The 12646-nt window shown below is 59.2% G+C and carries 12 protein-coding genes; 1 reads left to right on the top strand and 11 read right to left on the bottom strand.

Annotated features, from left to right (window positions below; translation table 11 throughout):
- Positions 1-14: 14 nt before the first annotated feature.
- The 8 genes from ribA to AAIA72_RS00215 all read right to left on the bottom strand — a co-directional run bounded on the left by ribA (position 15) and on the right by AAIA72_RS00215 (position 8622).
- Positions 15-644: a GTP cyclohydrolase II gene (gene ribA / locus AAIA72_RS00250; RefSeq protein WP_369601461.1), complete on the bottom strand. Its 630-nt coding sequence runs from the start codon at positions 642-644 to the stop codon at positions 15-17.
- Between the two features lie 81 nt (positions 645-725).
- A complete protein-coding gene (gene moaA, locus AAIA72_RS00245) occupies positions 726-1739 on the bottom strand; it encodes a GTP 3',8-cyclase MoaA (RefSeq protein WP_369601460.1) in 1014 nt (337 codons plus the stop codon).
- 1 nt (position 1740) lies between these two features.
- Positions 1741-1989, bottom strand: a complete 249-nt coding sequence (gene moaD / locus AAIA72_RS00240; protein ID WP_369601459.1) for a molybdopterin converting factor subunit 1 — start codon at positions 1987-1989, stop codon at positions 1741-1743.
- Complete coding sequence (gene moaC / locus AAIA72_RS00235; protein ID WP_369601458.1) at positions 1986-2462, bottom strand: cyclic pyranopterin monophosphate synthase MoaC; 477 nt, start codon at positions 2460-2462, stop codon at positions 1986-1988. The genes moaD and moaC overlap by 4 nt, the downstream gene beginning before the upstream one ends.
- Positions 2463-2538: 76 nt before the next feature.
- A complete protein-coding gene (locus AAIA72_RS00230; RefSeq protein ID WP_369601457.1) occupies positions 2539-3501 on the bottom strand; it encodes a Nudix family hydrolase in 963 nt (320 codons plus the stop codon).
- A 1-nt stretch (position 3502) separates the two neighbouring features.
- The gene (gene argJ / locus AAIA72_RS00225; RefSeq protein ID WP_369602951.1) at positions 3503-4663 is read right to left on the bottom strand and encodes a bifunctional glutamate N-acetyltransferase/amino-acid acetyltransferase ArgJ; all 1161 of its coding nucleotides are present in this window, start codon (positions 4661-4663) and stop codon (positions 3503-3505) included.
- Between the two features lie 62 nt (positions 4664-4725).
- The gene (gene secA / locus AAIA72_RS00220) at positions 4726-7461 is read right to left on the bottom strand and encodes a preprotein translocase subunit SecA (RefSeq protein ID WP_369601456.1); all 2736 of its coding nucleotides are present in this window, start codon (positions 7459-7461) and stop codon (positions 4726-4728) included.
- 207 nt (positions 7462-7668) lie between these two features.
- Entirely contained in the window at positions 7669-8622 is a 954-nt protein-coding gene (locus tag AAIA72_RS00215) for a M23 family metallopeptidase (RefSeq protein ID WP_369601455.1), read from the bottom strand.
- A gap of 110 nt (positions 8623-8732) precedes the next feature.
- On the opposite strand from AAIA72_RS00215, the gene AAIA72_RS00210 reads away from it, so the two are divergent.
- The gene (locus tag AAIA72_RS00210) at positions 8733-9179 is read left to right on the top strand and encodes a DciA family protein (RefSeq protein ID WP_369601454.1); all 447 of its coding nucleotides are present in this window, start codon (positions 8733-8735) and stop codon (positions 9177-9179) included.
- Here AAIA72_RS00210 and lpxC read toward each other — a convergent pair.
- From lpxC to ftsA, 3 genes are all read right to left on the bottom strand, one after another.
- Positions 9176-10087 carry a UDP-3-O-acyl-N-acetylglucosamine deacetylase gene (lpxC, locus tag AAIA72_RS00205; RefSeq protein WP_369601453.1) on the bottom strand — a complete coding sequence of 304 codons (912 nt, stop codon included), beginning with the start codon at positions 10085-10087 and terminating at the stop codon, positions 9176-9178. The two genes, AAIA72_RS00210 and lpxC, sit on opposite strands and share 4 nt — an antisense overlap.
- A 113-nt stretch (positions 10088-10200) precedes the next feature.
- Positions 10201-11370, bottom strand: a complete 1170-nt coding sequence (ftsZ, locus tag AAIA72_RS00200) for a cell division protein FtsZ (protein ID WP_369601452.1) — start codon at positions 11368-11370, stop codon at positions 10201-10203.
- Positions 11371-11408: 38 nt separating this feature from the next.
- Positions 11409-12641: a cell division protein FtsA gene (gene ftsA, locus AAIA72_RS00195; RefSeq protein WP_369601451.1), complete on the bottom strand. Its 1233-nt coding sequence runs from the start codon at positions 12639-12641 to the stop codon at positions 11409-11411.
- Between the last annotated feature and the right edge of the window lie 5 nt (positions 12642-12646).

Below are 12646 nucleotides of genomic sequence, written 5' to 3'. Positions count from 1 at the left end.
CCCCGGTGAGCCAGTCAGGAACCGGAAGGCAGGTCAGGTATGTCATCATCCTGGTGCGTGGCCAGCCAGTGGCCGAGCTTGCCCGCCTTGGTCGCCAGATAACGCTTGTTGTGAGGGTTCCGACCCACCTCAAGCGGTACTCTTTCGGCCACATCAATCCCCATTTCCGTGAGCGCTTTCACCTTGCGGGGATTGTTGGTCATCAGGCGAATGGCCTTGATTCCAAGATGAGCCAGCATGGGGCCGCACATGCTGTAATCCCGCATGTCGGCCGGGAAGCCCAGTTGCTCATTGGCCTCGACCGTATCCGCCCCCTGATCCTGAATATGGTAGGCGCGAATCTTGTTGAGCAGCCCGATGCCTCGCCCTTCCTGACGCAGATAGAGCAACACGCCCCTGCCCTCGCGGGCAATGCTGCTCAGTGCTTCCTCAAGCTGATAGCCACAGTCACAGCGCATGCTGAACAGTGCATCACCCGTCAGGCATTCTGAATGGGTGCGAGCGAGAACCGGTGTGCCGTCCGCCACATCACCCATGGTCAGTGCAATGTGCTCCTTGCCGGTTTCCACTTCTTCAAATCCGTGCATGGTAAAGACGCCGAAGGGCGTGGGCAGCTTGCAGTCAGCAATAAAACGGACAGACACCAGAGACCTCTTCAGTGGTTTGTTCGGGCAGCGCGCATTCTAGCAGAAAAGCCGGCCACGGCCCATATCCGCAACGCCGGGTCAGCCACCGGTCATGTTCATGAAACGGACAATCTGCGGTTCGCCATCAAGAGAGAATTCATGGCGCTCGGGCTTGATGGCCATGGCATCCCGTATGGCCTGTTTCAGCCGTACCATGTCACCCGGATAACGACGCAGTACAGCGCGCAGGTCGACGGAATGTTCGTTACCGAGGCACAGCAGCAACCGCCCCTCCACTGTCACTCTCACACGATTGCACAGATGGCAGAAGTTGTGGCTGTGAGGTGAAATGAATCCGATGCGACTCTCGTAACCCTCCGCCAGCCAGTAGCGCGACGGGCCGCCCGTGCTTGCTGTCGAAGGACTCAGCCTGTAGCGGCCCTGCAACCGTTCACGGATCGCATCGCTCGGCATGAACGCCTCCGCCCGGTTGTGTTCCTCGATATGGCCGAGCGGCATTTCTTCTATGAAAGTCAGATCCAGCCCACGGGACAGGGCAAAATCGGCCAGGTCCAGAATTTCGTCATCATTACGGCCCTTGAGCACCACTGCGTTCAGCTTGATGCGTTCAAAACCCGCCTTCCGGGCCGCTTCGATACCCTGCAGAACCTGGCTCAGATCTCCCGTACGGGTCAGCTCCCGGAAACGCTCGGGCTTCAGACTGTCGAGACTGATATTGATCCGCCGGACGCCGGCAGCACGCAGATCCTCAGCCATTTTGGGCAACTGACTGCCATTGGTGGTCAGCACCAGCTCGTTCAGCCCATCCAGGGCACCCAGGCGCTGAATGAGGCTCAGGACATTCTTGCGGATAAGCGGCTCGCCACCGGTCAGGCGGATCTTGGTGACACCCAGCTCGACGAAGGCCTGCCCCAGTGCATACATCTCCTCCAGCGTCAGCACCTGCTGACGCGGCAGAAAGGTCATGTCCTCCGCCATGCAATAGACACAGCGGAAATCGCACCGGTCGGTGATCGACAAACGGACATAGGTGACCTGCCGGCCGAAACGGTCAATCAGCATGTCCTGCGCACCCAGTTTGCCCTGCGTCATGTCAGCCTCCGGTTACCGGGGGAAAGAAAGCCACCTCATCCCCTGCCTTCACCGCCGCGGTCAACGGGCTCATTTCCTGATTGACTGCCGCCAGCACAGTGCCCTGCTCCAGCACCTCAGCTTTCTCACCCAGCTTGTGCTTCACGGCGGCCAGAACATCCGCCAGAGTCGTCAGACCATCAGCCTCAAGGGCGATGCGGTCTGTTCCGAGGGTTTCCCGAAAGCGGGCAAAAAACAGGACTTCGATCATTCACGCCTCCAGTGACCACTGCGTCCGCCAGATTTTTCCAGCAGGCCGACGGACTCCACGACCATCCCCTTGTCCACTGCCTTGCACATATCATAGAGGGTCAATGCGGCCACGCTGGCAGCGGTCAGGGCTTCCATCTCCACACCGGTCTTGCCATCCACCCTGCAGCGCGCCTCGATACGCACACGACTGCCGTCCATGTCGGGCTCGATGTCCACCTTGACAGAATTGAGAAAGAGCGGGTGGCACAGCGGAATCAGCTCCCAGGTCCGCTTGGCGGCCTGAATACCGGCAATGCGGCACACGGCAAACACATCACCTTTCTTGTGCTTGCCTTCCACAATCAACTTCAGCGTTTCCGGCTGCATGCGCACCCAAGCCTCGGCCCGGGCTTCACGCGTGGTCACCTGCTTTTCGGAAATATCAACCATGTGCGCGGCACCGCGCGCATCCAGATGGGTCAGTTCAGACATAATTCCTCCACGGGGTGCAGAATACCATCATACGCCCGAATGAAAATTGATGCGAGACAAGCTAAGGTGATTTAAGTCAAACCCGGACAAAGGCACGAATACCGGCAATGCCCTGGGCACCTGCCCGCAGCGCATGCGGCAGATCCTCAGGGCCGACACCACCCAGTGCGTAAACGGGCATGGCCGCTTCCGCGATCCAGGTGCCGAAGGTTGACCATCCCAGCGGTCTGGCCTCCGGATGCGACCGGGTAGGCCGCACAGGCGACAGGAATATGTAGTCGCACGCCAGCCGGTTGGCCTGACGGATATCTGCCAGCGTGTGGCAGGACGCCCCAAGCAGCACGTCATCGCCCGGACGGTGGTCCGCACGACAGAGCGAGGCAGCGGAAAGATGCAGGCCATCCACGCCCTGGATTCGCCGCACTTCGTCTGCCGAAATACCCGGCGACTTCAGTGATCGCTCATGCAGAATACAGCGCAGCCCCAGCGCCCGGGCCTGTCCTGAAAAAGTCTCCAGCGCTGCCACACACCCCGGAAACTGCCCCTGACTGCGCAGCACCACCATCTGCGCGCCCTTTTCAGCCGCATGGGTCAGTTGCGTCAGAGCTTCCTCAAGATCATCCAGATCCGGCGTCACCCACACTTGCCGGGGCAACTGCAGTGCGCGCAGGATTCCCCTGTTGGCCGCAGGAAACAGATCAGGTGAAAGATCGGAAATGGCGAACCAGCGCACGGCCTGACCCTCCCGGCCGTGAGGCACACCTTCAAATCGAACCGCCTGCCAGACGTGCAGGCGAACCGCCTTGTCACCGTAGGACCAGGGAATGGTCAGCAACGGTGACGCCGACGCTGGATCCGGCCTGATCCCCAGCTCTTCATCAAGCTCGCGGATCAGCCCCTCCAGAGGTGTCTCACCGGGTTCCAGCTTGCCGCCGGGGAACTCCCAGCAGCCCCCCTGATGCCGCGAGGCATCCCGCCAGGCCAGCAGGACTTCGCTGCGGGCGCGCGTGATCACACCCACAGCCACGTCAATGGTCATTTCAGGTACGGTATTCGGCGTTAATGGTGACGTATTCGTGTGACAGGTCGGTCGTCCACAAGGATTCCCGGGCATTGCCGCGTCCCAGGTCAATGCGGATGGTGATCTCTTCCCGGTTCATCACGGCCTGGCCAGCCTCTTCGGTATAATCGGCCGCCCGCCCTCCCTGAGCAACGATCTGAACATCATCCAGCCAGATATTGACCTGATCCACATCCAGCCCCTCAATACCGGCCCGGCCGACTGCCGCCAGAATGCGTCCCCAGTTCGGATCACTGGCATACAGCGCCGTCTTGACCAGCGGAGAATGTGCAACGGTATAGGCCACATCCAGACATTCCGAGGCCCTGGCTCCGCCCGTAACATCGATGGTGACAAATTTCGTTGCGCCTTCACCGTCGCGCACGATGGCCTGAGCCAGTTGCCTGAACACGTCAATCAGGGCCTCGGCCAGAGGCGCCCAGGTATCACGATTGTCCAGCGTAAACCGTGCCGGCTGGCCCGTTGCCACCAATACACAGCTGTCATTGGTGGACGTATCACCATCCACGGTAATCCGGTTGAAGGAACGATCGGTCGCTTCACGGATCACCCAATCCAGCGCCTGCTGATCCAATGGTGCATCCGTTGCCACAAAGGCGAGCATGGTGGCCATGTTGGGGCAGATCATGCCCGCCCCTTTGGAAATGCCGCTGATGGTCCAGGTACCACCAGCACAGGCTACCCGGCACGAGGCACCCTTGGGGCGTGTATCCGTGGTCATGATGCCTTCAGCCGCCTGGGGCCAGTTGCCATCACCGAGACTCGCAAGCGCCTGTGGCAGTGCCGCTTCGATGCGTTCGACGGGCAGCTTCTCTCCGATCACGCCGGTTGAGAAGGGCAGGACTGCAGATTCAGGTACTTGCGTCAGTTCTCCCAGCACCTGACAGGTGCGGCGGGCGTCGGCCAGCCCCACCGCTCCGGTACCGGCGTTGGCATTGCCGGTATTGATGACCAGATATCTTGGTGCCCTGTCTGCCAGATGTGCCCGGGCCACCTGAACCGGTGCTGCACAAAAGGCGTTTCGGGTGAATACGGCGGCCGTCCGCGCACCTTCTGCCAGTTCGAACACCACCAGATCCTTGCGCCCCGGCTTCTTGATGCCGGCACTCGCCACACCGATACGGACACCGGAAACCGGAAAAACTCGGGTAACTGCCCAGACCCTGTTGCCATGCGGGACTCCTAGCTGACTTTACCGTGACACTGCTTGTACTTCTTGCCCGAGCCGCAGGGACAGGGCTCGTTACGGCCAACCTTGCGCCCTTCCCGGACGAAGGGTTGCTGCTCACCTGCGCCCTGCTGTCCGGACCCGCCGCCACCCGTGTTGTCTGCAGCCTCTTCGGGCGCCCCCGGATGAGAGGCCTGAGCCGCCGCCATCTGGCGCTCAAGCGCCTCACGACGCTGACGTTCCACCTCTTCCAGCTCTTCCGGGGTCTGGACCCGCACGTGGCAAAGAATGCGCACCACGTCGTGCTTGATGTTCTCAAGCAGGTTCTGGAACAGTTCGAAGGCTTCACGCTTGTATTCCTGCTTCGGATTCTTCTGGGCGTATCCACGCAGATGGATCCCCATGCGCAGATGATCCATGTTGGCCAGATGCTCCTTCCACAGCGTATCCAGCACCTGGAGGAACACCTGCTTCTCGAAGTTGCGCATGGTTTCTGCACCGACGATGGCTTCCTTCTCCTCGTAGACCCGCACGATTTCGTCGACAATCTTCTTGCGCAGGGTTTCCTCGTGCAGACTGTCATCCTCGTCCAGCCATTTCTGAACCGGCAGCTCGATATTGAATTCCTGAGCCAGATGTTTCTCCAGTCCGGCCACATCCCACTGCTCTTCCAGCGAGCCGGGCGGGATATAACTGCTGATGGCCGTATTGATCACATCTTCACGCACCGCCCTGATGACGTCGGAAATGTCATCCCTGGCCATGATCTCGTTGCGCTGGCTGTAAATCACCTGGCGCTGGTCATTGGCCACATCATCATATTCGAGCAAGGCCTTCCGGATATCGAAGTTGCGCCCTTCCACCTTGCGCTGGGCCTTTTCGATGGCGTTGCTGACCATCCGGTGCTCGATGGCCTCCCCCTTCTCCATGCCCAGGGCCTGCATCATGCGCTTCACGCGGTCCGATGCGAACAGACGCATGAGGTTGTCTTCCAGCGAGAGATAGAAGCGCGTGGAGCCCGGGTCACCCTGACGTCCGGCCCGGCCGCGGAGCTGGTTGTCGATACGACGGGATTCGTGGCGCTCGGAACCGATGACATGCAACCCCCCTGCCTGAATCACCTGTTCATGGCGCTTTTCCCAATCCTTGCGGATGGCTTCGATCTGTTCCGGTGTGGGATTCTCCAGCTCAGCCACTTCCGCTTCCCAGTTACCGCCCAGCACGATGTCCGTCCCCCGGCCTGCCATGTTGGTGGCGATGGTGACAGCGCCGGGACGACCCGCCTGGGCAATGATCTGAGCTTCGCGGTCATGCTGCTTGGCGTTCAGGACATTGTGAGGGATCCCTTCCTTGTCGAGCATGCGGGACAGATATTCCGATGCCTCAATGGAAGCCGTACCCACGAGCACCGGACGGTTCTGGGCCACCGTGTCCTTGATGTCGTCAATAATTGCCTGGAACTTCTCCTCAATGGACAGGTAAACCAGGTCGTTGTAGTCAATCCGCTTGACCGGTTTGTTGGTGGGAATCACCACCACGTCCAGCCCGTAGATCTGCTTGAATTCGTAGGCTTCGGTATCGGCCGTACCGGTCATGCCGGCCAGCTTTTCATACAGCCGGAAGTAGTTCTGGAAGGTGGTGGAAGCCAGCGTCTGGCTTTCGGCCTGGATCCGCACATTTTCCTTGGCTTCAATGGCCTGGTGGAGCCCTTCGCTCCAGCGGCGTCCGGGCATGGTCCGCCCGGTGTGCTCATCCACAATGACGATTTCACCGTTCTGAACAATGTAATCCACATCGCGATGAAAAAGGTGGTGTGCACGCAACGCCGAAATCACATGATGCATGAGGCCGAGGTTGGTCACGGAATAGAGACTGTCTCCCTCCTCCAGCAGGCCGGCCTTGACCAGCAACTCTTCCACCTTGGCATGCCCGGACTCGGTCAGCTCGACGTTCTTCGCCTTCTCATCAATTATGAAGTCACCATCACTGCCGTCTTCCTGCGTCGCCGGCTTCAGATGGGGCACCAGACTGTTGACCTTGCGATAGGTTTCGGAGCTGTCTTCCGCCGGACCGGAGATGATGAGCGGGGTCCGGGCTTCATCGATGAGGATGGAGTCCACTTCGTCCACAATGGCGAAGTAGAGATCCCGCTGGACTTTCTCCGCCAGAGAGAAGGCCATGTTGTCGCGCAGGTAGTCAAAACCAAATTCGTTGTTGGTCCCGTAAGTAATGTCTGCCTGATAGGCCGCGCGCTTTTCCTCCGGAGACTGCCCGCTGTAGATCACACCCACTTCCATGCCCAGGAACCGGTAGATCTTGCCCATCCATTCGCTGTCACGACGGGCCAGGTAGTCGTTGACCGTCACCACATGCACGCCCCGTCCGGCCAGCGCATTCAGGTAGACAGGCAGGGTGGCGACCAGCGTCTTGCCCTCACCGGTGCGCATTTCAGCGATCTTGCCCTCGTGAAGCGTGATACCACCGATGAGCTGCACATCAAAGTGACGCATATTGAGGACGCGCTTGCCGGCCTCCCTGACGACCGCAAAGGCTTCCGGCAACAGGTCATCGAGGGTTTCTCCGTCCTGGTACCGCTTGCGGAACTCATCCGTTTTAGCTTTCAGGGCGGCATCATCCAGTGCGGCGATGCTGTCTTCCAGCGCATTGATTTGCTTGACAATCTTGCCCATGCGCTTGAGTTCGCGGGCATTTTTGCTTCCAAAGATCTTTGTGGCGATTTTTCCAAACATGAATGTACGGCCAGCCTTGTATGTCGAACTGCTTATAGCTCAAACGTCTATATGCATAAAAGAAGAGAACCTTGGGGCAGCATTCTAACCCCAAGTCACCTGAAGATAAAAGGGACAATACCCGGAGCCGGCCATGGGAGGCCGATGCGGTTCACAGTTTTGCGCCCCGGTCAGGGGCTCCGGCTGAAGTGACGGCAACTGCGCGACTCAACGGGCCGCGCGATAGACAAACTGATGAGGATTGATCGGTCGTCCGTTCTTCCACACCTCATAATGAACATGAGGGCCGGTGGAACGCCCGGTGCTACCCATGAGCGCAATGCGCTGGCCCTTGCTGACCACATCACCCTTCTTGACCAGAAGCGCCTTGGCATGGGCGTAGCGTGTACTGAGACCGTTACCGTGATTGATCTCGACCATCAGACCGTAACCGTAACGCTCGCCGGCCCAGGTCACCACACCGCCTGCCGATGCCACAATACCGGAACCTTCCTTGCCAGCAAAGTCGACACCCGCATGCCAGGCACGCTTGCCCGTGAACGGGTCAATGCGGTATCCATATTTGGAGGACAGCCACCCCTTGTGAATCGGGCGCCCGGCAACAAACTGCTCGTGATCCAGCGTGGCACTGGCCAGGACATGATCCATGAGTTCGAGCTGATCCTCACGGCGACTGAGTGTGGACTCCAGCGCGTCGATGTCGTTGAGCAGGGAGTGCACATCGCCCGTCACTTGTGGCAGGCTGCCTGTCGCCTCCGGTCCACCGACACCCGGCGGCTCGCCAAAATCGAATTCCTTCGGATCCAGCCCCGCAGATTCGGTGATCCGCTCGCCGACCGCCTCCATGCGCGCCATGCGGGCCTGCAACTGCCCCAAACGCAGGGTCAGCGCATCCAACTGAGCCTGGGACTGGCGCCGGGCATCCTCATAGGCCTGTTCAAGCTGATGGTAACGCTTCTGCCAGACGGCAGCGTCCTCAGCGACCGCGGCCTGCTCACTTACCCCGGACACGCCAACAGACCTTGCAAGCATGTATCCGCCCGCCATGGCCAGACTCATCAGGCCCAGCACAATCAGAACAACCAGCGCCAGGTGCGTCGGGCGCACCGTTAACAACTTTGCAGGCTGGCCGTTCCGGCCCAGAACGATGAGATTCATCATGGTGTGCAGACGGATTCCCCGTTTGTGGTGTACACTAATTTAGCGCGGATTGTATCAAATTTCCTATGCAATACCGCTAATTTCTGTAACCCATTAAGTCAGGTGTGTATATGGCCGCGTCTTCACCTCGCCGCCCACAGGATATCGCCCGCGAAAACCTTCGCCTGGGCCGCTTGCTTGAGGAAGCGGAAGCGCGCCAGACCCAGGCCGGGCGACTGAGTGAAGCACTGCCGTCCTACCTGAGGTCACTCGTGACCTTCGTCAGGCTGGAACAGGATACGCTGGTGGTCACCGTCCCGGATGGAACTGTTGCAGCACGTCTGAGAATGGAACAGAGCCAGATCCTTGAGCGATTGCGGGCTGCTGGCGGGGATTTTCAGTGGTGCTACCGTTTTCTGATCCGGATTCGGCCCCAGGCCGGGCAGCGCCGGACGCCCAAGCGCAAACCCAAGCCGATTTCAAAAGAAAATGCCGGGCTCCTCTTGCAAGAAGCCCGGCAAACTGAAGATCAGGGGTTGAGCCGGGTACTGGAAAACCTGGCCCGTCTAGCGCGTTAATGCGCCAGCAGCGGTTTGAGGTAGGATATGGGCGCTTCCTCTGCATCCTCAAAGGTCACCACTTCCCACGCATCCTGCTGACGGATGAGCTCCCTCAGGAGCTGATTGTTCAGCCCATGCCCGGACTTGTGTCCACGGAACTCACCAATCAGACTATTGCCCAGGAGATAGAGGTCACCAATGGCATCCAGTACCTTGTGTTTGACAAACTCGTCGTCATAACGCAGGCCATCCTCATTGAGGATCTTGTAGTCGTCCACAACAATGGCATTGTCCACACTGCCGCCCAATGCCAGATTCATGGCACGAAGCTTTTCAATGTCCTTCATGAATCCGAACGTCCGTGCCCGGCTGACTTCCTTGACAAATGACGTACTGGAGAAATCCACCACAGCCTTCTGACTGCGCCCCTTGAAGACGGGGTGATCAAAGTCGATGGTAAAGGTGACCTTGAACCCGTCAAAGGGCAGGAAGGTGGCGAACTTGTCCTCATCCCTGACCGTCACTTCGCGCTTGATGCGAATGAACTGTTTTGCCGATTCCTGTTCGGCAATCCCTGCGGACTGAATCAGAAACACAAAAGGCCCGGCACTGCCATCCATGATTGGCACTTCGGGCGCATCCACTTCGACAAAGCAGTTGTCGATGCCGAGGCCAGCCAGTGCTGACAGCAGATGTTCTACCGTGGCCACCTTGACACCATCCTTGACGAGCGTGGTTGACAACACGGTCTCCCCCACGTTTTCTGCGCGCGCCGGAATCTCCTTGACCGGATCCAGATCGACCCGCCGGAACACGATTCCGGTATTGACGGGTGCGGGCCGAAGGGTCAAGAGGACCTTCTGGCCCGAGTGCAGTCCGACGCCTGTCGCGCGGATCGTGTTCCTGAGGGTGCGTTGTCTGATCATGTCTGTGTTTACCACCTTGTCCACAGGGCAAATTTCGCGCAAATCATACCAGAAAGACTCTAGGCCCTCCAACCTAATACACGCGAAACATGACCTGGTTACGGGTTTTGCAATCAGTCAGCCTGGCGCCGCAGAAACGCGGGGATATCCAGGTAGTCCGTATTGCGCTCATCCGAAACCACGCTCTCGCGGGCCACAGCCGTATTGCCTGCGGAGACCGGCGCGCGCTTGCGCAGCACTGCTGGGCGGTCCAGCTGGTTGTAGTCCACCTTGCCATCTGCCTGGCGGGTGTTGTCCACAACCTTGCGTGGCCCTTCCGCACCGGCCAGTTGTCCGAGGCCGGTCGCCACGACCGTAACACGCAGTTCGTCGCCGCAATCCGGGTCGATTGCCGTACCCACCACCACAGTGGCCGAATCGGACGCAATCTCTTCGACGATGTTGCCCACTTCGGAGAACTCGCCAAGAGAGAGGTCGGGGCCTGCAGTAATGTTGACCAGAATGCCCCGTGCACCGGACAGGTTGATATCGTCCAGCAGCGGACTGCGGATCGCCAGTTCGGCCGCTTCGCGCGCCCGGTTTTCGCCTGTCGCTGAACCGGCGCCCATCATGGCCATGCCCATTTCGGACATGACGGTACGCACGTCCGCAAAGTCCACGTTGATCATGCCCGGACGGATGATCAGGTCAGCAATGCCCTGGACCGCGTTGAGCAGTACGTCGTTGGCTGCCGCAAAGGCATCCAGCAGACTGACATTCTTGCCCATGACGGCCAGCAGTTTTTCGTTCGGGATGGTGATCAGCGAATCCACATGCTGAGCCAGCTCCTTGAGCCCGGCTTCGGCAATCTTCATGCGCTTGCCACCTTCGAAAACGAACGGCTTGGTCACGACGGCGACCGTGAGGATACCCATTTCACGCGCGACACTGGCCACAACGGGTGCACCGCCGGTCCCGGTTCCACCCCCCATGCCTGCTGTGATGAACACCATGTCTGCACCTTCCAGTGCTTCGGCAATCCGGTCACGGTCTTCCATGGCCGCCTGACGGCCCACATCCGGGTTTGCACCGGCACCCAGACCCTTGGTAATGCCATTACCGAGCTGAATCAGGTACTTGGCATCCAGATCCTTGAGGGCCTGAGCATCCGTGTTTGCACAGATAAACTCAACACCTTCAATCGAGCTGTTGAGCATGTGCCGGACAGCGTTACCGCCGCCACCACCTACACCAACGACCTTGATGACTGCGTTTTGAGGCTGATTGTCAACGAGTTCAAACATATTCCCCTACTCCTTCACGTTATTATGATGTTTCTGTTTCAGAAGTTGCCCTTGAACCACGCCTTGACCTTGTCTACAAGGCTTGGCGTGGCTTCAGGTTTGAGAACAGGCGAAGCGCCCGCCGCCTGCTTCTCGAAGCCGTACATCAGCAGCCCTACGGCTGTTGAATAAATCGGGTTGCTGACCACATCGGTCAGTCCCCGAACTCCCTGCGGTGCGGCAAGGCGGACCGGCATGTGGAAGACTTCTTCCGCCAGTTCCACCACGCCTTCCATTCTTGCCGTGCCACCAGTCAGGACAATGCCTGCGGCGACCAGATCCTCGTACCCCGAACGACGCAACTCCGACTGAATCAGGGTAAACAGTTCTTCATACCGGGGCTCCACCACCTCGGCCAGAGTGTGCCGGGAGAGATCCCGCGGAGGGCGATCCCCCACCCCGGGTACCTTGATCATCTGCTCCGGGCCGGCGAGCTGAGTCAACGCACAGGCATACTTGATCTTGATCTCTTCCGCGTTTTGGGTGGGTGTACGCAATGCCATGGCGATATCATTGGTCACCTGATCCCCTGCAATGGGAATGACCGCCGTGTGACGGATTGCGCCGCCGGTAAAGATGGCGATATCCGTGGTCCCGCCACCGATATCCACGACACAAACACCCAATTCCTTTTCATCTTCGGTCAGTACCGCATAGCTGGAGGCCAGCTGCTCGAGGATGATGTCATCCACTTCCAGGTCGCAGCGCCGCACGCACTTCTCAATGTTCTGATAGGCGTTGACCGCACAGGTGACAAGATGAACCTTTGCCTCCAGGCGGACGCCGGACATGCCCAGCGGCTCCTTGATCCCCTCCTGATTGTCGATGACATATTCCTGGGGGATCACATGGAGAATCCGCTGATCCGCCGGGATGGCCATCGCCTGGGCTGCATCCAGCACCCGGTCCAGATCAGCAGCTGTGACCTCCCGATCCCGGATGGCAACGATGCCATGAGAGTTCATGCTGCGGATGTGATTGCCCGCTATGCCGGCGTAAACAGAGTGAATCTGGCAGCCAGCCATCAGCTCGGCTTCTTCAACCGCCCGCTGAATCGCCTGAACAGTGGATTCGATGTTCACCACCACACCGCGCTTGAGACCACGGGAAGGATGCGAGCCGATGCCCACGACCTCAATCTCGCCCTCATCATTTTTCTTGCCGACAATGGCAACCACCTTGGAAGTGCCGATGTCGAGTCCTACAATCATGTTTGCGTCTGCCGCCGTCATACCCT

The organism is Thermohahella caldifontis (assembly GCF_041153465.1).
Taxonomy (GTDB): Bacteria; Pseudomonadota; Gammaproteobacteria; order Pseudomonadales; family Oleiphilaceae; genus Thermohahella; species Thermohahella caldifontis.
This window is presented reverse-complemented; position numbering and strand designations above follow the sequence as displayed.

Bases quoted from the DNA above. Each gene is read 5' to 3' on its own strand.
- moaA (WP_369601460.1), bottom strand. From the start codon at position 1,739: ATGACGCAGGGCAAACTGGGTGCGCAGGACATGCTGATTGACCGTTTC.
- AAIA72_RS00215 (WP_369601455.1), bottom strand. From the start codon at position 8,622: ATGATGAATCTCATCGTTCTGGGCCGGAACGGCCAGCCTGCAAAGTTG.
- ftsA (WP_369601451.1), bottom strand. From the start codon at position 12,641: ATGACGGCGGCAGACGCAAACATGATTGTAGGACTCGACATCGGCACT.
- lpxC (WP_369601453.1), bottom strand. From the start codon at position 10,087: ATGATCAGACAACGCACCCTCAGGAACACGATCCGCGCGACAGGCGTC.
- AAIA72_RS00210 (WP_369601454.1), top strand. From the start codon at position 8,733: ATGGCCGCGTCTTCACCTCGCCGCCCACAGGATATCGCCCGCGAAAAC.
- moaD (WP_369601459.1), bottom strand. From the start codon at position 1,989: ATGATCGAAGTCCTGTTTTTTGCCCGCTTTCGGGAAACCCTCGGAACA.
- AAIA72_RS00230 (WP_369601457.1), bottom strand. From the start codon at position 3,501: ATGACCATTGACGTGGCTGTGGGTGTGATCACGCGCGCCCGCAGCGAA.
- ftsZ (WP_369601452.1), bottom strand. From the start codon at position 11,370: ATGTTTGAACTCGTTGACAATCAGCCTCAAAACGCAGTCATCAAGGTC.
- moaC (WP_369601458.1), bottom strand. From the start codon at position 2,462: ATGTCTGAACTGACCCATCTGGATGCGCGCGGTGCCGCGCACATGGTT.
- secA (WP_369601456.1), bottom strand. From the start codon at position 7,461: ATGTTTGGAAAAATCGCCACAAAGATCTTTGGAAGCAAAAATGCCCGC.